Origin of the sequence: Candidatus Planktophila dulcis (assembly GCF_002288225.1) — a bacterium.
GTDB classification, from domain to species: domain Bacteria; phylum Actinomycetota; class Actinomycetes; order Nanopelagicales; family Nanopelagicaceae; genus Planktophila; species Planktophila dulcis.
The window spans coordinates 908,626-928,857 of record NZ_CP016777.1 but is presented as its reverse complement, the minus strand read 5'-3'; the positions used below and the strand labels follow the sequence as shown (position 1 = coordinate 928,857).

Here is a 20,232-nt window from a genome sequence, read left to right as displayed (position 1 = left end):
GGCGTCGGTTAAGAAATGTTGAAGAAATATTTCGAACCCGGCGCTCTTTTTTCTTTCCCCGCCTATCGAGCGCTACTGCTATCTGGAATTCTGACAGTCATTGCAATGTCAGCATTTCCTATCGCACTTGCTGTCACAGTCCTTGATGCAGGGGGAAGTGCAACAACTCTTGGGCTAATCCTTGCTGTGCGGGTGCTTTCAGGCGTTGTCTTGGCACCTGTTGGGGGAGTCTGGGTAGATCGACTTCCACGAAAGACAATATTGATTCTTGCAGATGGCTTTCGCGCAATCATGGGAAGTGTTGTTGTCTTTATTGATCCTAAGAGCATTTCAATGTGGATTCTGGGTGCGATCGTTGTTTTGATGGGTGTCAGTGATGCATTCGGCGGACCGGCTGCTGGCGCAATTATCCCGAGCATCTTGCCAGATCACTTATTGCCCGCAGGAAATGTGGTGCGTGGAATTGCACTCAAAGGCTCAACAATTGCCGGCCCTGGTGTTGCAGGAATTATTGTTGTCTCCCTTGGTACTCATGCGACATATGTCGCAACCTCCGTGTTCTTTCTTCTAGGGGCCGTATTACTACTTCGTATCAATGAGGGTCCAAAGGTTGCATCCGATACCCACCGCACGACTTTCTCTGAAGAGATGCGTGAAGGACTTCAGGTTGTTTGGTATTACAAGTGGATTGCAGCGATGATCCTTATGGCCTCCGTTCAGCTAATGATGGTTGTTGGCGTTGAAAATGTTCTCCTTCCTGTCATCACAAAGCGAGACTTTGGAACCGCATCAGTCTTTGCAACCTCTGCAGCACTCTTTAGCGCAGGGGGTGCTATCTCTGCGGTGATCTGCATTAAATCTAAGGTGAAGAATCCTGGCCTTGTCTCTGTCGTTGTGTGGGGTCTATTTGTTCTTGCACCCCTTGTCCTGGCATTTCCCAGCTCTAAGAGCGTGATCTTCATTGCCTACTTCATTGCTGGATTTTCAGTTGGACCGTGGGAAGCGTTTTGGGCAACACAAGTGCAACGCGAAGTCCCTGCTGCATATCAAGGGCGAGTGTTTGCCATTGATTACATGGGATCCCTTGGCTTGATGCCACTGGGCATGGCACTTGCTGGACCGCTCGTAAATGTCTTTGGCGAAGGAGAGTTACTCATCGGAGTTGCCGTCTTCCACTTGTTTATTTGCGCAGTTGTACTCCTGGTTCCTGGAGTGAAACAGATGAAGTCTTCACGGCCGCCCTACACACCAAAATCTGCAATTTCTTCTTAGGGCGAACACAGTTCTGCCTGATTTAGCCCACATAAATTAGGCTTAAAAACTATTCTTATCCCATGTCAACTCGTATCGGTGAAGCTAACGACCTGCTCAAATGTTCTTTCTGCGGAAAGACTCAGAAGCAGGTTAAGAAACTCATTGCCGGACCTGGCGTTTATATCTGCGATGAATGTATTGAACTCTGTAATGAGATCATCGTTGAAGAGCTCTCTGAGGCATCATCTCTTGGCCTAAGTGAACTTCCTAAGCCACAGGCAATCTTTGAATTCCTCGATCAATATGTCATTGGACAAGATCGAGCAAAGAAGTCTCTCTCTGTTGCTGTCTATAACCACTACAAGCGCGTGCAATCAGGTGATTCCCGTAATGAAGATGGAATTGAACTAGCGAAGTCAAACATTCTTCTCTTGGGTCCAACAGGTTGCGGTAAGACGCTGATGGCCCAAACTCTTGCACGTATGCTCAATGTTCCCTTTGCAATTGCAGATGCAACAGCGCTGACTGAGGCAGGCTATGTCGGTGAAGATGTTGAGAATATTCTTCTCAAGCTATTACAAGCTGCAGATTACGATGTGAAGAAGGCTGAAACAGGAATTATCTATATCGATGAAATCGATAAGGTGGCACGTAAGGCTGAGAATCCATCAATCACTCGCGATGTTTCGGGTGAAGGTGTTCAGCAAGCTCTTCTTAAGATTCTAGAAGGAACAGTTGCATCTGTTCCACCACAGGGTGGCCGTAAGCACCCACACCAAGAATTTATCCAGATTGATACAACCAATGTTCTCTTTATCGTTGGTGGAGCATTCTCAGGCCTTGAAAAGATTATTGAAGCTCGCAGTGGGTCATCAGGTGTTGGCTTTGGTGCGGAACTTCAGAGCGCAGAAGAGAAGAACCGTCGCGACATCTTTGCCGATGTCATGCCGGAAGATTTATTGAAGTTTGGAATGATTCCTGAATTTATCGGCCGTCTTCCAGTTCTGACTAGCGTTGAAAATCTTGATAAGCCTGCACTGATGCAGATCCTTACTGAGCCAAAGAACGCACTTGTGAAGCAGTATCAGAAGCTCTTTGATCTCGATGATGTCGAGCTTGAATTCACAGCTGATGCCCTTGATGCCATTGCAGACCTTGCACTCAATCGCGGCACTGGCGCACGTGGACTTCGCGCGATCATGGAATCTGCTCTCCTTGGCGTGATGTATGACGTGCCAAGCCGCGCAGATATTGCAAAGGTAATCATTGAGAAGGCATGCATCGATTCCAATGCAGCTCCTACATTACTTCCTCGCACAGGCGATATTCCAAAGCGCACATCACGTCGCGAGAAGCCAAATGAGGAAAAAAGCGCTTAAGGCGTGAACTAGACTGCGCTCTATGTCCTCCGAAAAGCGCGAACTCGCGTCGTCATTTCTTCCTGGCGATATCGAAGGCCCTCTCTATACCAAGTGGATCGAAGCTGGTTATTTCACGGCAGATGCCAACTCTTCTAAAGAACCATTCACCATTGTTATTCCTCCACCGAATGTAACGGGCAACCTTCATATCGGTCACGCACTGGATCAGACTCTGCAAGATTGTTTAACGCGCATGAAGCGCATGCAAGGGTTTGAAGCTCTCTGGCTTCCGGGCATGGACCATGCAGGTATTGCAACCCAGAACGTTGTTGAAAAACAATTAGCAACGCAGGGACTCTCACGCCATGATTTAGGTCGCGAAGATTTCGTCAAGAAAGTCTGGGAGTGGAAATCAGAATCTGGCGGACAGATTCTTGGACAGATGCGCCGTCTTGGAGATTCTGTTGACTGGTCTCGCGAAGCATTTACGATGGATGAGAATCTTTCACAAGCTGTGCTGACAATCTTTAAGAAACTCTTTGATCAAGGGCTCATCTATCGCGCAGAGCGCATCATCAACTGGTGCCCACGTTGCCTTACCGCTCTGTCAGATATTGAAGTAGAGCATCAAGATGATGAAGGTGAATTCGTTCAGGTTCGCTATGGCGAAGGCGAGCAGAGCATCGTTGTTGCAACAACTCGTGCTGAGACCATGATGGGTGATGGAGCAGTTGCTGTTCACCCTGATGACCCTCGTTACAAGCACATGGTGGGCACAGAAGTTCTCTTGCCTCTTGTGAACCGCATGATTCCTATCATCGCTGATGAATTAGTAGACCCTGATTTTGGAACGGGCGCCGTAAAGGTCACTGCAGCCCATGATCCGAACGACTTTGAGATGGCGATGCGCCATAACGTTCCTTTTGTTGTGATTATGAATGAGCACGGCATCATGGATGGCACTGGCACAGAATTCGATGGCATGGATCGCTTTGATGCTCGTGTGGCAGTTGTTGCAAAGCTCAAAGAGATGGGGCGCATCGTTGCTGAAAAGCGCCCATACATTCACGCAGTCGGTCACTGTTCACGGTGCGATACAACAGTTGAACCACGTTTATCTAAGCAGTGGTTCGTCAAAGTTGCGCCTCTTGCCAAGGCAGCAGGAGATGCTGTTCGCGATGGTCGCGTAAAGATTGAACCAGCAGAACTTGCACCGCGTTACTTTGAATGGGTAGATAACATGCACGACTGGTGTATTTCTCGTCAGTTGTGGTGGGGTCACCGTATTCCTGTTTGGTACGGACCAAATGATGAAGTAATCGTCGTGGGTCCTGGCGAAAGTGCGCCTGCTGGTTACACACAAGATCCTGATGTTCTCGATACATGGTTCTCATCTGCGCTCTGGCCCTTCTCCACTCTTGGTTGGCCGAATAACACAGCTGATGTGAAGAAGTTCTACCCAACAAGTGTTCTAGTTACTGGCTATGACATCTTGTTCTTCTGGGTTGCTCGCATGATGCTCTTTGGTCTCTTTGCCATGGATGGCGTTCCACCTTTCCACACCATCGTTCTGCACGGACTTGTGCGCGATCAATTCGGTAAGAAGATGTCAAAATCTCGCGGTAACGTGGTTGACCCACTTGAATTCATTGATAAATATGGCGCAGATGCTCTTCGCTTCACTCTAGCTCGCGGTTCTAATCCAGGTAAAGATCAGGCGCTAGCTGAAGATTGGATTGCAGGTTCACGCAACTTTGCGACAAAGCTCTGGAATGCAACGCGCTTTGCGATGATGAATGGTGCAACAGTTGAAGGACCACTACCTGCAACAGAAACCCTTTCAGATATTGATAAGTGGGTTCTCTCACGCCTATCTGAGACCACAACTGAATTCACTGCTCTCATGGAAAGTTATGAGTTTGCTCGTGCGTGCGATGCTATTTATCACTTTGCATGGGATGACCTCTGCGATTGGTATCTCGAGCTTTCAAAAGAAGCATTTGCTTCAGGTAACGCTGGCGCATCACAGCGAGTTCTCGGCCATGTTCTCGACACACTCTTCCGCCTGCTTCACCCAGTCATGCCATTTATTACAGAGACTCTCTGGACAACGCTGACTGGGGGAGAAACCCTCGTAACAGCCAAGTGGCCAGTTGCTGATAGCTCTCACATCAATAAGAAGTCAGAAGCACTCGTTGGTGAACTCCAGAAAATCATTACTGAAGTTCGACGCTTTCGAAATGATCAAGGCGTGAAGCCATCACAGAAGATTCCAGGTCGCTTCATCGCTCCTGCAGATGTGACCGCCTATGCAAGTGCCATGGCATTTCTCTTAAGACTTGAGCTCACAGAGTTCACACCGAGTGCATCTGTTGAAATTGGTTCCATGAAGGTTGAACTTGATCTCTCTGGCACAGTAGATGTTGTTGCAGAGCGTGCTCGTCTTGAGAAAGATTTGGTCACAGCGCAGAAGGATATGAAGACTGCTGACGTGAAGTTAAATAACGAAGGCTTTATGGCAAAGGCGCCTGAAAGTGTTGTTGCCGAGATTAGAGAGCGTATGGCTGCAACATCTGCAGATATCGAACGCATCACCGCACAACTTGCAGCGTTGAAGTAAATGACACATACCTCACCTGAAGATCAATCACGTATCGATGCCATTGAGCAAGCGCTGCTTGCGCGATGGCCCGAGACTCGTATCGAACCAACACTGGAACGTATTGCAGCGCTGGTGGATATGTTGGGCTCACCTCAACTGAGCTATCCCACAATTCACATCGGTGGAACAAACGGTAAGACAACAACTTCACGGATGATTGATTCACTTCTCTTTGAGATGGGACTTCGCACAGGACGCTTTACCAGCCCTCACCTTGAAAGCTATCTCGAGCGCATTGCAATCAACGGTGAGCCAATTGCTGCAAAAGATCTCATCTTCTCCTTCAACGATATCTCTGCCTATCTCGATCTGATGGATGAAAAGTTTGAACATCCCATCTCTTTCTTTGAAGCAATTACCGCACTTGCCTTTGCAGCCTTTGCCGAGCATCCCATCGATGTTGGTGTGATTGAAGTCGGTATGGGAGGCCAATGGGATGCAACCAATGTTGTCAAAGCTGATGTCTCAGTGATTATGCCTATCGGCCTTGATCACACTGAGTATTTAGGTGAAACCCTTACAGAGATTGCGCAGACAAAGGCTGGAATCATTAAAGAAGGCGGTTATGTGGTTCTTGCTCAGCAAGAGCCAGAGTGCGCAGTCGAACTTCTTAAGCAGGCAGCACTTGTGGGCGCTGATGTTGCGCGTGAAGGAGTTGAATACTCAGTTCTCACTCGCTCTATTGCAGTCGGTGGACAGTTACTGGCTATCCAAGGCACCAAGGAGGTTTACACAGATATCTTCATTCCACTTCATGGAAAGCATCAAGCATCGAATGCAGCTGCAGCTCTGGTTGCCGTGGAAGTCTTCTTTGGAGATCAAGATCTCGATATTGAGGCCGTGCGAGCAGGTTTTGCCAATGTGAAATCCCCTGGTCGCTGCGAGGTTCTCCATCGCGACCCAACAATCATTGTGGATGCTGCCCATAACCCACATGGTGCATCTGCTATTGCAGACACCATTCAGAGTGAATTCACCTTCGATGAGGTCATGGGAATCTTTGCCCCTATGGGGGATAAGGATGCGCGCGGGATTTTGCTTGAACTTGAGCAGGTGATGGATTCGGTCATTGTCACCGCCAACTCATCATCTCGTTCGATGAAGGTCAGTGAATTAGAGAAGATGGCGGCAGAGATTTTTGGCAGCGATCGCGTCTTTGCAGTCCCAACTGTTACAGAAGCCATCGATAAGGCTGTTAAGGATTGCATCCGCCCATTGAGTGAAGACACGATTGGAATCCTCATCACAGGTTCTGTGGTGACAGTCGGCGAAGCTCGCGCTATCGTTCGCAAGAAGTTTGCAAAGGAAGAGAAGTAATGCGCGTTTTAGGTTCTGCAGTTCTTGTGATGGAGTTCTTCATCATGGGCTTTGCCATGTTGCTTGCAAAAGATAACCAAGAGCCATCCTCAATCATCGCCGGAGCGGTCATTGCAATTCTCATGCTTCTCACCCCAGGACTTCTCAAGAAGCGCACAGGGTGGATTCTTGGATCTATTCTGCAATTTCTGATGATTGGCTATGCCGTCGTCGTGCCTTCCATGGCCATCGTGGGGCTGATTTTCGCCGGACTCTGGATTGCAGCCATTGTGGTGGGGCGCAGGGGTGAGGCCATCAGGGCAAAACTCATGGCTTCCCGTACTCCCAACCCCTAATAGACTGCACCGGTGAGCATAGAAAAGACACTCGTCCTCGTTAAGCCCGATGGCGTTGCGCGCGGTTTAGTAGGCGAAGTAATTGCTCGTATTGAAGCTAAGGGCTATTCGATTGTTTCATTACGTATGTTGCAAGCAGATCGCGCACTTCTTGAAAAGCATTATGCAGAACATCAGGGCAAGCCATTTTTTGAACCACTTGTTGAGTTCATGATGTCAGGTCCGATTGTTGCACTCGTTGCCGAAGGCAATCGCGTGATTGAAGGTTTTCGCTCCCTTGCAGGAGTAACGGATCCAACGGTTGCAGCTCCTGGAACGATTCGCGGAGATCTTGCTCGCGATCAAGGCACAAAAGTTGTTCAAAATATTGTTCACGGATCAGATTCACCAGAATCTGCAGCTCGTGAAATAGCTATCTTCTTCGAGGGGAAATAAATGTCTAACAGAATGTCATTCATCGGCCGCGATATGGCAGTTGACCTAGGTACTGCTAACACGCTCGTCTATGTTCGCGGTCGTGGCATTGTCCTTAATGAGCCATCTGTAGTTGCCATTAATCAAGATACTGGTGGCATCCTCGCTGTTGGTCTTGAAGCAAAGAAGATGATTGGTCGTACTCCAGGCAACATCGTTGCTATTCGTCCACTCAAAGATGGCGTTATTGCAGACTTCGACACAACAGAGCGCATGCTTCGTTACTTTATTCAGAAAGTTCACCGTCGTAGCTACTTGGCAAAGCCACGTATCGTCGTCTGTGTTCCATCAGGTATTACAGGCGTTGAACAGCGCGCTGTGAAGGATGCTGGTTACGCAGCTGGCGCACGTAAGGTCTACATCATTGAAGAGCCAATGGCTGCAGCAATCGGTGCAGGTCTTCCCATCCACGAACCAACAGGAAATATGGTTGTTGATATTGGTGGCGGAACAACAGAAGTTGCTGTTATTTCACTCGGTGGAATTGTTACAGCCCTTTCTATCCGTATTGGTGGCGATGAGCTCGATCAGTCGATTATTAGCTGGACTAAGCGCGAATATTCACTGCTTTTGGGTGAGCGCACAGCAGAAGAGATCAAGATGGCTATCGGTTCTGCATACCCACTTCAGGGTGAGAATGATGCTGAAATTCGTGGTCGAGATCTAGCAACAGGTCTTCCTAAGACCATCGTTGTGACAGCTGCCGAAATTCGTAAGGCACTTGAAGAGCCTGTCAATCAGATTATTAATGCTGTGAAAGCAACTCTTGATAAGTGTCCACCAGAACTTGCATCTGATCTTATGGATCGCGGCATTGTTCTGACAGGTGGAGGAGCACTCCTTAAGGGTCTTGATGAGCGTCTTCGTAAAGAGACAGGAATGCCAATCCATATTGCAGACCGTCCACTCGATGCAGTTGTCGAAGGTTCAGGTAAGTGCATTGAAGAGTTCGAAGCCCTTGAAAAGGTTTTGATCTCCGAGCCTCGTCGATAGGTAATCCCAAGTGCGCTACGGCGGCGACAACCGCGGTCGCTTACTTATCATCGTTCTTCTTGTCACCTCTTTATTTCTGATCACCTTAGATCTTCGAGGCGTTCAAGTCATCGATGGACTGCGCACAGGAACACAGACTGCTCTTACTCCAGTGCAAAAAGCTGGATCATGGCTCGTATCTCCATTTCGCAACTTCCTCTCTGATGTGACCCACCTTGGTCGCACACGTAATAAGATGGAGAAGCTCACTGCAGAGAATGAGAAGCTGCGACTCACGCTACAAAATCGTAAAACTGCAGATGCACAACTCAAGCAACTCAAAGGTGTTCTGAATTTGGCAGGAACTGCTGGATATGAAGTGGTCAATGCAAAGGTAATCTCACAAGGTTCAACTACATCTTTCACGCAGACCATCACAATCGATGCAGGAACTTCATCAGGTGTTCGTGCCAATATGACCGTTCTTTCTGGTTATGGACTAGTGGGCGTTGTGAAGTATGCATATAGAGATAGTGCGCTCGTGCAATTGGCATCAGATCCTGCATTTAAAATTGGTGCTCGTATTGCAGGCACACAGCAAATTGGAATTCTCAGTGGTCAGGGCACACGTAAGGGAGTTCTGCAGCTCCTTGATAACACGACACAGGTGCGTAAAGGTGATGCGCTCTTAGCGCGCGGAAGTCAGAACGGTCGTCCATTTGTTCCAGGTGTTCCTATCGGTGAAGTCACTTCGGTCGATAATTCACCAGGTGCTGTGACACAAACTGCTGATGTGAAGTTCTATACCAATTTCTCAACACTCGGTGTGGTTGCAGTAGTCGTTTCAGGATCTTCTGCCGACCCTCGCGATTCACTTGTGCCACCTAAGCCTCGCCCTACCCCTCTTCCGACTGTCACTATCTATGCAACACCTGGTGCAGTTGAGCCAACACCGACACCTACAGCTACGAAATAACGATGTCACTGCGCAGATTCTTCTACTCCTTTCCTATCTTCTTTACTGTCTTCTTACTACAAGAAGCTGTTGTGACGCAGATGCGATTGCCAGCAGGCGGCATTAACTTGCTTCTTGTTGTTGCACTCATCTGGGCTGCACTGAGCACACCTGAGATAGGTGCACTCACTGGTTTTGGTGCAGGGCTGATGATGGATGTTTCACAAACCTCTCCTGGACCTATGGGGCACTGGACTCTGGTACTAATCATCGCCTGCTATGCAATCGCATTTCTTGGCTATGGTGATGACAATATTCGCGGCAATCCCATCAACATCATTTTTCTCGTCACCATTGGCGTCATTGCGGCGCAAACAGTTTTTCTACTCCTTGGAATGATGCTGGGGCAACAGGTGGGAAGCGTCTCAAACATTGCCTTCCTTCTTGCCGGTTCTGCATTCTGGACAGCGATAATTTCCCCACTCATCCTTAAAGTCATCTCTTTCTTCCACGCAAATATTTTTGGAATGCGTTCTCAGCTATGAATCAACGCTCTCGGCTCAGCCTTCTTGTTATTCAAATCTTCATCGCATCCCTCATGCTCGCCCTCTTTGGTCGCCTCTTCTATCTCCAGGTAGCTGCAGGTCCTATCTATCGTGATGCAGCGCTCAGTATTCAAAGCCGCGATGTGGTGACACCTGCAAACCGTGGCTTTATCGTTGACTCATCTGGTGTTCCGATGGCGCTCAATAGAGTGGGCCTTGCAGTCACTGTTGATCGCACCAAGATTGATAAGTTGCCTGAAAAGGGTGTTGCTGTTGTGAAAGACCTTGTCACTCTTTTAGGTCTTAACTTTGATGATGTCTGGCAGCGCACACGTTTATGTGGCGAACTTCCTAAGGGCAAGAAAGCTGGATGCTGGACAGGTTCCAGGTTCCAACCAATACCAATTACCAATACTGCTGATCCTCAGATTGCACTTCGTATTGTGGAGCGCTCAGATAGATATCCTGGAATTTCAGCCACGCCACTTGCCATTAGAAGTTACCCGACAACCCTTGGACTTAACGGGGGACATGTACTCGGTTATGTCGGACCGCTAACTGAATCCGATCTTGCTGGAGCAAATGGTCGCTCATACTTTCGATCTGAATCTATTGGAAAAGCTGGACTTGAAATCGTCTATGACGAATATTTGAGAGGAAATCCAGGAATTAAGACATTTATCGTTGACAGAAAAGAAGCTGTAACGACGACAAGTAAGAATACAAAGCCAGTTGCTGGAAACCATCTCGTGACAAGTCTAGATATTCGACTGCAAGCCGCAACAGAGGCAGCACTTGCGGCTGCGGTAAAGCGCGCACGCGGATCTGGTTTCCGTGCTGACGGGGGAGCAGCTGTTGTTCTCGATGTTCGCAATGGACAAGTTCTCTCTCTTGCTTCCTATCCAACATTTGATCCCAACGCCTTTGAAACAGGATTAACAGTTCAAGAGGCGGAAGATCTCTATAGCGAGAAGACGGGGGTTCCTGCACTCAATCGCGCACTGCAAGGCCTCTATGCACTCGGTTCAACATTTAAGGCAGTCTCAGTGATTGCGGCAAAAGATGCTGGATATAGCTTGAGCGCTTCCTATGCCTGTCCTTCTGAGGTACAGGTAGGTACTCGCGCATTCCAGAACTTTGAGAGTAAAGCTCAGGGAACTCTCTCCATGAAGAAAGCTATCGCTGTCTCCTGCGACACTATTTGGTATCGCATCGCATATGACGAATGGTTGCGTGATGGTGGTTTGAGGCCTAAATCAAACCCAAATGATTACTTCTTCAAGGCTGCTGAGAAGTTCCAAATGGGTAAAAAGACTGGTGTGGATCTACCTTCTGAATCCTCAGGGCGCCTGGCAAATCGTGAATGGCGCAAGGCTTGGTATAGCCAGAATAAGGATTTCTACTGCAACTACAAAGAGCGTTCTACTAAATCACAGCAAACAGCATTCTTACTTCAGTTAGCACGCGAGAACTGTCTTGATGGCGACAAGATTCGCGCAGGCGATGCTGTGAACTTCTCTATTGGCCAAGGAGATACTGTGGTAACTCCTCTCAAACTTGCACAGATGTATGCAGCCGTCGCTAACGGTGGAACTATCTGGAAGCCAACAGTTGCTAAGGCAATTGTGAAGACCGATGGAACAGTGCTTCGTACTTTCCAACCTGAAAAACTCGGTGAGCTCGGTGAAGACCAGGCAACTATTGACTTCTTACATGATGCTCTACGTGAAGTAGCAATCTCGGGTACAGCAGCGGGAGCATTTGCGGGTTTCCCTGTTGCAACATCAGGTAAGACAGGAACTGCTCAGGTCTTTGGTCGAAACCCAAATGGCAGTGCTAAATCTGATACATCTTGGTATGCATCATTTGCTCCTGCAAAAAATCCTCGTTACGCCGTTGTCATGATGGTCAGCCAAGGTGGTTACGGTGCTGGCACATCTGGTGTGGGTGTTCGACAGATTTATGAAGCAATCTTTGGTGCTCAAGGTTCTACGGTTAAGCCAGAGCTTGCACTCTTTCCCAATGGAAAGCCACCGACCACGTTGCCTCGCATTTCACCTGCGACAAAACCAAAGCCATCTATATTAAATCCCGGGAAACCAAAAGTTCTTGCTAGCCCAACACCCACTGCGAAGGCGAAGGTGAAACGATGAGTACATTCCTCAATCGCAGCCCTTATCGTCGAGCGCGCAGAAGCTCAGTTCTCTCTGGCTTTGATCCGGTATTAACGGGCGCAGTCGCTGCGCTTTTAGTTATTGGAACGTTGCTTGTCTATGCAGCAACTCGTGATTGGTATGCATCAAATGGCTTAGATCCCCAATATTACCTCAAGCGCCATGTCATCAATATTGTCATCGGTCTTGCACTTGCGTGGGGAACGACAATTATCGATTACCGACTACTACGTGCATACACGCCATATATCTGGGGGCTAGGTGTCTTCGGACTTCTCTTTGTTCTCATTCCAGGAGTGGGTAGTGAAGTAAATGGCGCAAAGGCATGGATTCGTTTGCCAGCAGGTTTGCAGATTCAACCAGCGGAGATCGCAAAGATTTCTATCATCATCGGCATTGCAATGCTCTTATCTGAGCGCACACACAACAATGATGCACCTTCGCATCAAGATGTATTAAAGGCTCTCGGTGTTGCAGCTATTCCCATTCTTCTCATCCTTGCTCAACCTGATATGGGAACAGTCCTAATCATTAGCGCATCCGTTGTCACCATGCTTGCAGTATCGGGTGCTCCCACACGCTGGGTTGTTGGATTGATTCTTCTAGCCCTCGTCGGTGGATTTGTTGCAGTCAAGGCCGGAGTGATTAGTGATTACCAGGTAAAGCGACTTCAATCATTTGTCGATCCCAATGCAGATTCACAAGGTGCTGGCTATCAACTCAGGCAGGCGCGCATCACTGTGGGCTCTGGTGGGCTCATTGGAACAGGTCTCTTTAATGGTCCCCAGACCAATGGTCGCTTTGTTCCTGAACAGCAGACTGACTTTATCTTTACCGTTGCAGGTGAAGAACTTGGATTCTTAGGTAGTGGGCTCATCATCTTCCTCCTCTTTCTTATTTTGATGCGAGCATTTGCAATTGCGCGGCGATCGACGGACCCCTACGGGATGCTTGTCTGCACCGGTGTTATTGCATGGTTCGCTTTTCAAATATTTGAAAATATCGGAATGACCTTGGGGTTGATGCCGATGACAGGGGTTCCTCTGCCATTTATGTCATACGGTGGATCGAGCATGTTTGCCAACCTCATCGGCTTTGGCCTCTTGCAGAATGTTCACGCAAGTCATCGCAGCTAAACCACGCTCAAAATAGGTTTTTGGCTCAACTCTCTGCCATAATTAGGTCAACAGTTCAGCGCGGCCAGCGATCCTTATCGCGCCTGCGGCGGACTACACAAAGGTTTTGTTCGAAGTGAAAACTCATTTCGGGCCACGAGAATGCGTATCACCAGCAATCTGGAGATACGCGCTAAAGGATTTGGTGCCATGGCTATTGAGCCAAAATCACCGCGTAAGCGCGCGGTTAAGAAGTCAAGTAAGAAATCACTGAGCTCAGAGAAGGTTACTGAGCCAGCAGAGAGTGCTGCAGAAGTAACTGATGCGCCCAAGCGCGCAAAGAAGACTGCAGCAATTCCCGTTCCGATCTTTCAAGCAGCTCCGACTGATGCAGTTGCGCCTAAGCGCGCAAAGAAAGCTGCAAAGTCAGCAAAGTCTGAAGAGGTAGAAGAATCTTCTGCGCCGGCTAGTGAATCAGATGATTCTGAAGGTCGCGGTGGGCGTAATCGCCGTCGCCGTCGTGGTGGACGCGGTCGCCGTAAGCCCAATGGTGAAGGTGCAGAAGGACAAGAGAATTCAGAGAATGAGTCAGATGATTCATCTGATGAGTCAGCAGAAAGTGCTGATGGCACAACACATCGTCGCCGTCGTCGCCGTCGTGCAACAGGAGATGGCGTCACACCAGGTGAAGTCATTGATGAAGATGGCGTAGTAACAGTTGTTAAGGTCCGCGAAGTCCGTGAAAAGACAGAGCGCCCAGCACGCGATAAGACAGAGCGTGGAACACGTAATCGTCGTGATCGCGATCGTGGTCGAAGTGATTCACGCGAATACCGTGAGCCATATCGCCGCCGTGGAACAATTATTACAGATGGTGAGTTCTTAGCTCGTCGCGAGAATGTTGATCGCGAGATGGTTGTCCGCCAAGTCGGAGACCGTATTCAGATTGCTGTGATTGAAGATAATGTGATGGTTGAGCACTACGTCAACCGTAATGCCAACGTTTCATATGTCGGTAACGTCTATCTAGGTCGCGTTCAGAACGTTCTTCCTTCGATGGAAGCTGCATTCGTTGATATTGGTAAGGGCCGTAATGCGGTTCTTTATGCTGGTGAAGTCAATTGGGATGCAGCAGGTATCTCTGAATCACAGCCACGCAAAATTGAAATGGTATTAAAGACAGGTCAGCCTGTTCTTGTTCAGGTTACGAAAGATCCGATTGGGCAAAAGGGCGCACGCCTCACTAGCCAAATCTCACTTCCAGGACGTTATGTTGTCTATGTTCCTGGCGGCGGAATGAGCGGTATCTCCAAGCGACTTCCTGAATCAGAGCGCACGCGCCTGAAAGCAATTCTCAAGACTCTTATTCCAGAAGATGCTGGCGTCATCGTGCGCACAGCAGCTGAAGGAGTTTCAGAGGCAGAGCTGACAGCAGATGTCGAGCGCCTGAAAGCGCAATGGGAAGATATCTATCAGAAGTCAACAAATCCAAACTTCCATGCACCAGCGCTTCTGCTCTCAGAGCCAGATCTTGCTGTGCGCGTCATCCGCGATATCTTCAATGAAGATTTCCGCAAGCTCATCATTCAAGGCAATGAAGCATGGGATGAAATCAGTTCATACCTTGGCTCTATCGCACCTGAGCTCGTCACTAAGATTGAAAAGTATTCAGGTAGCGGTGACTTGTTCGCTGACTACCGCGTTGAAGAACAGCTTGCTAAGGCATTTGATCGCAAGGTCTATCTACCATCTGGTGGCTCCCTTGTAATCGATCGCACTGAAGCGATGGTTGTTATCGATGTGAACACCGGTAAGTTCATCGGTAAGGGTGGAAACCTGGAAGAGACTGTTACCAAGAACAACCTGGAAGCAGCCGAAGAAATTGCCCGCCAACTACGTCTTCGCGACTTAGGCGGAATCGTTGTTATCGACTTTATCGATATGGTTCTTGAATCTAATCGTGATGCTGTATTGCGCCGTTTGGTTGAAAGCCTTGGTCGCGATCGCACCAAGCACCAGGTTGCAGAAGTAACCTCCCTTGGACTTGTTCAGATGACACGTAAGCGCGTTGGACAGGGACTAATCGAAGCATTCTCTACAACATGTGATTCATGTAATGGACGCGGAATTCATATTCATATGGATCCTGTGAAGATGAAAGCTCCAATGCCTCAGGTAAATTCACAGAGCGCACATCACCCAGATGTTGATGAAGACAGCGCTACCGACCATGAATTCCACGAGACTCTCAATGAAGATCGTCTTGAGGTGGAAGTCACCGAAGAGAAGGTTGCCGCCCCCAAGGGAAAGCGCCGCCGCAGGGCAGCAAGCTCTGGGGTTATTACCGCCTAAATAATTAGGCCAAATCGGCCAATTTGACCCCGAGGGTGCGAAATCCGTACCCTTAGCCTCTGCCCGAGCACGCCTTATGCGTGAATCGAGCTTGATGACTAATGAAGAAGAACTGAGGCAATAAAGAATGTACGCAATCGTTAAAGCTGGCGGCCGCCAGGAGAAGGTAACTGTTGGCGAGACCATCACCGTCGATCGCATCGACGCTGCAGTTGGCGCATCAGTTTCATTCCCAGCTCTGCTCGTCGTTGATGGCGCAAACGTCACAACTGACCTCAAGGTTCTCTCAAGCATCAAGGTAACTGGAGAAGTTATCGACGAAGTAAAGGGTCCAAAGATCGACATCCTTCGTTACAAGAACAAGACAGGCCATCGCCGTCGTCAAGGTTTCCGTGCACAGCACACACGAGTAAAGATCACCGCAATCAGCGGTGCTAAGTAAGGGTTAAGGGAGCAAACAAATGGCAAGTAAAAAGGGTGTTTCCTCAACACGTAACGGTCGCGATTCAAATCCACAGTACCTCGGTATTAAGCGTTTTGGTGGCCAAGAAGTAAATGCAGGAGAGATTCTCGTTCGTCAGCGTGGAACACACTTCCACCCAGGCAAGAACGTTGGACGCGGTAAAGATGACACACTCTTCGCTCTTGCAGCAGGAGTAGTTGAATTCGGTCGCGCTCGCGATCGTCGCGTAGTGAATGTAGTCCCTGCAGCTTAATTTAGGTTTCTCTACAAAGAGCGGGCCGCATTTATCGCGGTCCGCTTTTTTATTTTCAATAGTTTTACAACTGTCTTAACGGAAAGGGAGTAGCAATGACAACGTTCATTGATAGCGTCACTCTCTATGCCTCTGCCGGAAAAGGTGGAGATGGTTGCGTCTCGGTCAAGCGCGAAAAATTTAAGCCACTGGGTGGTCCTGATGGTGGCAACGGTGGTCGCGGTGGTGACATCATCCTTGTTGTTGATTCATCAGTAACTACTCTTCTTGATTTTCACCACTCACCACATCGCAAAGCAACATCAGGCCATCAAGGTTATGGCGATCGCAAAGATGGTGTTTCTGGTGAAGATCTCATTCTGCCTGTTCCTAATGGAACGGTTATTTATGATGAAGATGGCGAACAAATCGCAGATCTCATCGGCATTGGAACAACATTCCTTGCAGCACGCGGTGGTCATGGTGGCCTTGGAAACCTTGCTCTCTCTTCATCAAAGCGTCGCGCACCAGGATTCGCTCTCCTTGGTGAACCAGGTGAAGAGCGCAGACTTACTCTTCAACTCAAATCTGTTGCAGATATTGCACTCGTTGGATTTCCGAGCGCTGGAAAGTCATCCCTCATTGCAGCAATTTCAGCTGCACGCCCAAAGATTGCTGACTATCCATTTACTACTCTGGTTCCAAACCTCGGTGTTGTTCAAGCAGGAGACACACGCTTTACCGTGGCAGATGTTCCAGGGCTTATTCCAGGTGCTTCACAAGGTAAAGGCCTTGGACTTCAATTCCTACGCCACGTCGAGCGTTGCGTTGCACTAGTACATGTTCTGGATTGCGGAACTCTTGAAATAGATCGCAACCCGATTGATGACCTCGAAGCTATTGAAAATGAACTTGCACTCTATGGTGGTCTTGAAGACCGTGTTCGTATTGTTGCCTTGAATAAAGTTGATCTGCCTGATGGAAAAGCTATGGCAGATATGGTGGAGCAGCAGCTCAAAGAGAAGGGCTATGAGGTTTATAAAGTCTCTGCTGCAAGTCGTGAAGGTTTGCAAGAACTTCTTTACTCCATGGCTCGCCTTGTTCAGCGCGAACGCGCGGAAGCTGCAAAGGAAGAGCGCACTCGCATTATCTTGCGCCCTGTTGCAGTCGATGATTCAGGTTTTACTGTTCAGAAGAATGGTGATGGATCATTTAGCGTGCGCGGACAGAAAGTTGTTCGCTGGGTTCGCCAGACAAACTTTAAGAATGCTGAAGCAATTGGCTACCTTGCAGATCGCCTGGCACAGCTCGGCGTTGAGAAAGAATTGTTCAAGAAGGGTGCAGTTGCTGGCTCTGAAGTTCGTATCGGTTCTGGCGATAATGAAGTTGTCTTTGAGTGGGAACCAACAATTGAGGCGGGTGCAGAACAACTCGCTGGCTTCTTACATCGCCGCGGTGAAGATTCACGTCTCGAAGGCGCATGGAATACGGTGGAGACAGAACGCGATCGTCTCTCTGATGATGAAGTCGCTCGTCAGTGGGAGTACAACGTTGCAGAACCAACTAATCCTGAAATGAAGCTCACTCTGAGTGAAATCCAAGAGAGTGATACAGAAAGCAATGACAAGTGAACCGCGGGGCTATAACAAGCGCTAAGCGCGTTGTCATCAAGATTGGTTCATCATCCCTTACAGGATCTGCTGGATCTGAACTTGATCCACATGCAGTGCAAAAGGTTGTCGACCTTGCCTATTCACTCAAAGAGCGTGGAGCAGAAGTCGTTGTTGTCTCATCCGGTGCGATTGCTGCAGGACTGTCACCACTTGGCTTGAAAGTTCGTCCTAAGGATCTAGCAACACAGCAAGCAGCTGCCTCTGTCGGCCAAGGCTTACTGATTGCTCAATATAGCGAGAAGTTCAAAGCGCATGGTGTTATTTCATCACAAGTGCTTCTCACAACTGAAGATGTTGTTCGTCGCTCACACTACGCCAATGCCCAGCAGACACTTACCAAGCTTCTCTCACTCGGGGTAGTTCCTGTCATTAACGAGAACGACACTGTTGGAACGCAAGAGATTCGCTTTGGAGATAACGATCGCCTTGCGGCGTTAGTGGCGCTTCTTATTCAGGCAGATCTTCTAGTTCTGGTCTCTGATATTGATGCTCTCTATGACGCACCGCCAACACAAGCTGGAGCTAAAGCGATTCGTTATGTTGCCAATATTTCAGATATTGAATCCATCACTTTAGGTGGTGCGGGATCTTCAGGTGTTGGCAGTGGGGGAATGGTTACCAAAGTTGAAGCTGCGCGCATTGCAACGAGTGCCGGGATTCCCATGCTTCTGACATCTCTGCAGGATTCAGGACATGCTGTTGCTGGTGAAGAGTTCGGAACTTTCTTTGAAGCGCATACATCAAAGGCAAATTCACGATTGCTCTGGCTTGCTCATGCATCCACTCCTCGTGGTCGTCTGATCCTTGATGATGGCGCAGTCACTGCAATTCTTGAACGTGGCGTCTCGTTACTTCCTGCAGGAGTTACTGCAGTCGAAGGTGACTTCATCTCAGGCGATACCGTTGAACTTGCATCTGGATCAGGCAAAGTAATTGCGCGCGGCCTAGTTGCATTTGATTCTGAAGAAATCCCACAAATGCTTGGGCGTTCTACGAAAGAACTTGCTGCAGCATTAGGCGCTGAATATGAGCGCGAGCTCGTGCATAGAGATGATTTAGTTCTCCTATGAACGCCGAAGCAGTAGTTGCTGAGCTAGCGCAAAAAGCCCGTAAGGCTTCGCGCTCACTTTCTACTGCAACAGGTGCTGAGCGTAAGGCGGCACTTGAAGCGATTGCTAAAGCAATTGAATCTCGCAGCGCTGAAATTCTTGCGGCCAATGTTCTCGATATGGCTAGTGCGCGTGCTGAAGATATGCATCCACAGATGCAAGATCGCTTACTTCTTACAGCAGAGCGCATTGCAGGAATTGCTGGGGGAGCGCGCCAGGTAGCAGCACTTGCTGATCCACTGGGTCAGACTCTACGTAAATCAACTCTTGCCAATGGGCTTGAGTTGGAACAGATTTCAGTTCCATTCGGAGTAATCGGAATGGTCTATGAAGCGCGACCTAATGTCACAGTAGATGCTGCCGTGATTTTGTTGATGTCAGGTAATGCTGCGCTACTTCGCGGCTCTTCGTCTGCCCACCATAGCAATGAGATTCTCGTAAACGTTATGAAGGATGCGCTAGCAACAACGAAGATTTCACCTGATGTTCTGCAGTTGATTCCGTCGGAGGATCGCGCAACTACAAAGGCACTGCTTACAGCCCGTGGGAAAGTCGATCTTGTTATTCCTCGAGGAAGCGCCGCCCTTATCCGCATGGTTGTTGATGAGGCAACGGTTCCAACTATCGAAACTGGCGCAGGTGTCTGCCATGTCTATGTTGATGAATTTGCAGATATTGAGAAGGCTCTACCAATTCTGATTAACTCAAAGACTCATCGTCCCAGTGTCTGTAATGCAGCTGAGACTCTTCTAGTGCATAAGGCGATTGCGCCAACATTCTTGCCGATGGCGCTCAAGGCCCTGAGTGATGCTGGCGTTATCTTGCACTCAGATGCAACTGCTCAGAAAGTGGCAGATACTTTCAAGATTGCATCGACTCTTGCAACGGATGCGAATTGGTCTACTGAATACGGTGTTCTTGAGATGAATGTGGCAGTCGTTGATTCAGTCGATGCTGCAGCCGATCACATTGCTCAATACGGCACCAATCACACAGAGGCGATAGTTACTGAAAATAAGGCCAATGCAGCTCGCTTTATCGCACTCTCTGATTGCGCTGCTGTCATGGTCAATACTTCAACTCGATTTACTGATGGTGAGCAGATGGGCTTTGGCGCAGAGATCGGAATCTCAAATCAGAAGTTGCATGCACGAGGACCTATGGGCCTTGAAGCGATGACCACAACCACGTGGATAGTTACTGGCACCGGCCAGATTCGCTCTTAATCTCATCTTTTTA

At 48.7% G+C, this 20,232-nt stretch carries 17 protein-coding genes; all 17 read left to right on the top strand.

The genetic code is table 11. The features are described 5' to 3' along the window. Window positions 1-15 precede the first annotated feature (15 nt). Window positions 16-1,272, top strand: a complete 1,257-nt coding sequence (locus tag A1sIIA65_RS04695) for an MFS transporter (RefSeq protein ID WP_095676417.1) — start codon at window positions 16-18, stop codon at window positions 1,270-1,272. A gap of 62 nt (window positions 1,273-1,334) precedes the next feature. Next, window positions 1,335-2,633 carry an ATP-dependent Clp protease ATP-binding subunit ClpX gene (clpX, locus tag A1sIIA65_RS04690; protein ID WP_095676416.1) on the top strand — a complete coding sequence of 433 codons (1,299 nt, stop codon included), beginning with the start codon at window positions 1,335-1,337 and terminating at the stop codon, window positions 2,631-2,633. A gap of 22 nt (window positions 2,634-2,655) precedes the next feature. Further along, the gene (locus tag A1sIIA65_RS04685) at window positions 2,656-5,235 is read left to right on the top strand and encodes a valine--tRNA ligase (RefSeq protein WP_095676415.1); all 2,580 of its coding nucleotides are present in this window, start codon (window positions 2,656-2,658) and stop codon (window positions 5,233-5,235) included. After that, a complete protein-coding gene (locus tag A1sIIA65_RS04680) occupies window positions 5,236-6,594 on the top strand; it encodes a bifunctional folylpolyglutamate synthase/dihydrofolate synthase (RefSeq protein WP_095676414.1) in 1,359 nt (452 codons plus the stop codon). It begins immediately after the preceding gene. Continuing rightward, the gene (locus A1sIIA65_RS04675; protein WP_095676413.1) at window positions 6,594-6,929 is read left to right on the top strand and encodes a DUF4233 domain-containing protein; all 336 of its coding nucleotides are present in this window, start codon (window positions 6,594-6,596) and stop codon (window positions 6,927-6,929) included. The genes A1sIIA65_RS04680 and A1sIIA65_RS04675 overlap by 1 nt, the downstream gene beginning before the upstream one ends. A gap of 12 nt (window positions 6,930-6,941) precedes the next feature. Then, entirely contained in the window at window positions 6,942-7,364 is a 423-nt protein-coding gene (gene ndk / locus A1sIIA65_RS04670) for a nucleoside-diphosphate kinase (RefSeq protein WP_095676412.1), read from the top strand. Then, a complete protein-coding gene (locus A1sIIA65_RS04665; RefSeq protein WP_095676411.1) occupies window positions 7,365-8,396 on the top strand; it encodes a rod shape-determining protein in 1,032 nt (343 codons plus the stop codon). 10 nt (window positions 8,397-8,406) lie between these two features. Beyond that, window positions 8,407-9,351, top strand: a complete 945-nt coding sequence (mreC, locus tag A1sIIA65_RS04660; protein ID WP_095676410.1) for a rod shape-determining protein MreC — start codon at window positions 8,407-8,409, stop codon at window positions 9,349-9,351. Between the two features lie 2 nt (window positions 9,352-9,353). Next, window positions 9,354-9,875, top strand: coding sequence for a rod shape-determining protein MreD (mreD, locus tag A1sIIA65_RS04655; protein WP_095676409.1), 522 nt, complete (start codon window positions 9,354-9,356; stop codon window positions 9,873-9,875). Then, window positions 9,872-12,028: a penicillin-binding protein 2 gene (gene mrdA / locus A1sIIA65_RS04650; protein ID WP_095676408.1), complete on the top strand. Its 2,157-nt coding sequence runs from the start codon at window positions 9,872-9,874 to the stop codon at window positions 12,026-12,028. Before mreD ends, mrdA begins: the two co-directional genes overlap by 4 nt. Next, window positions 12,025-13,185 (top strand): rod shape-determining protein RodA, encoded by a 1,161-nt coding sequence (gene rodA / locus A1sIIA65_RS04645; RefSeq protein WP_095676407.1) that lies wholly within the window; start codon window positions 12,025-12,027, stop codon window positions 13,183-13,185. Before mrdA ends, rodA begins: the two co-directional genes overlap by 4 nt. A 189-nt stretch (window positions 13,186-13,374) precedes the next feature. Continuing rightward, window positions 13,375-15,516: an Rne/Rng family ribonuclease gene (locus A1sIIA65_RS04640; protein ID WP_095676406.1), complete on the top strand. Its 2,142-nt coding sequence runs from the start codon at window positions 13,375-13,377 to the stop codon at window positions 15,514-15,516. 127 nt (window positions 15,517-15,643) lie between these two features. Further along, window positions 15,644-15,958: a 50S ribosomal protein L21 gene (rplU, locus tag A1sIIA65_RS04635; RefSeq protein WP_095676405.1), complete on the top strand. Its 315-nt coding sequence runs from the start codon at window positions 15,644-15,646 to the stop codon at window positions 15,956-15,958. 19 nt (window positions 15,959-15,977) lie between these two features. Further along, entirely contained in the window at window positions 15,978-16,232 is a 255-nt protein-coding gene (rpmA, locus tag A1sIIA65_RS04630) for a 50S ribosomal protein L27 (protein WP_095676404.1), read from the top strand. Between the two features lie 95 nt (window positions 16,233-16,327). After that, a complete protein-coding gene (obgE, locus tag A1sIIA65_RS04625) occupies window positions 16,328-17,842 on the top strand; it encodes a GTPase ObgE (protein ID WP_095676403.1) in 1,515 nt (504 codons plus the stop codon). Next, complete coding sequence (proB, locus tag A1sIIA65_RS04620; protein WP_095676402.1) at window positions 17,839-18,954, top strand: glutamate 5-kinase; 1,116 nt, start codon at window positions 17,839-17,841, stop codon at window positions 18,952-18,954. Before obgE ends, proB begins: the two co-directional genes overlap by 4 nt. After that, complete coding sequence (locus A1sIIA65_RS04615) at window positions 18,951-20,219, top strand: glutamate-5-semialdehyde dehydrogenase (protein ID WP_095676401.1); 1,269 nt, start codon at window positions 18,951-18,953, stop codon at window positions 20,217-20,219. Before proB ends, A1sIIA65_RS04615 begins: the two co-directional genes overlap by 4 nt. Window positions 20,220-20,232 lie beyond the last annotated feature (13 nt).

Bases quoted from the DNA above. Each gene is read 5' to 3' on its own strand.
- A1sIIA65_RS04695 (WP_095676417.1), top strand. From the start codon at position 16: ATGTTGAAGAAATATTTCGAACCCGGCGCTCTTTTTTCTTTCCCCGCC.
- clpX (WP_095676416.1), top strand. From the start codon at position 1,335: ATGTCAACTCGTATCGGTGAAGCTAACGACCTGCTCAAATGTTCTTTC.
- A1sIIA65_RS04685 (WP_095676415.1), top strand. From the start codon at position 2,656: ATGTCCTCCGAAAAGCGCGAACTCGCGTCGTCATTTCTTCCTGGCGAT.
- A1sIIA65_RS04680 (WP_095676414.1), top strand. From the start codon at position 5,236: ATGACACATACCTCACCTGAAGATCAATCACGTATCGATGCCATTGAG.
- A1sIIA65_RS04675 (WP_095676413.1), top strand. From the start codon at position 6,594: ATGCGCGTTTTAGGTTCTGCAGTTCTTGTGATGGAGTTCTTCATCATG.
- A1sIIA65_RS04665 (WP_095676411.1), top strand. From the start codon at position 7,365: ATGTCTAACAGAATGTCATTCATCGGCCGCGATATGGCAGTTGACCTA.
- mreD (WP_095676409.1), top strand. From the start codon at position 9,354: ATGTCACTGCGCAGATTCTTCTACTCCTTTCCTATCTTCTTTACTGTC.
- mrdA (WP_095676408.1), top strand. From the start codon at position 9,872: ATGAATCAACGCTCTCGGCTCAGCCTTCTTGTTATTCAAATCTTCATC.
- rodA (WP_095676407.1), top strand. From the start codon at position 12,025: ATGAGTACATTCCTCAATCGCAGCCCTTATCGTCGAGCGCGCAGAAGC.
- A1sIIA65_RS04640 (WP_095676406.1), top strand. From the start codon at position 13,375: ATGGCTATTGAGCCAAAATCACCGCGTAAGCGCGCGGTTAAGAAGTCA.
- rplU (WP_095676405.1), top strand. From the start codon at position 15,644: ATGTACGCAATCGTTAAAGCTGGCGGCCGCCAGGAGAAGGTAACTGTT.
- rpmA (WP_095676404.1), top strand. From the start codon at position 15,978: ATGGCAAGTAAAAAGGGTGTTTCCTCAACACGTAACGGTCGCGATTCA.
- obgE (WP_095676403.1), top strand. From the start codon at position 16,328: ATGACAACGTTCATTGATAGCGTCACTCTCTATGCCTCTGCCGGAAAA.
- A1sIIA65_RS04615 (WP_095676401.1), top strand. From the start codon at position 18,951: ATGAACGCCGAAGCAGTAGTTGCTGAGCTAGCGCAAAAAGCCCGTAAG.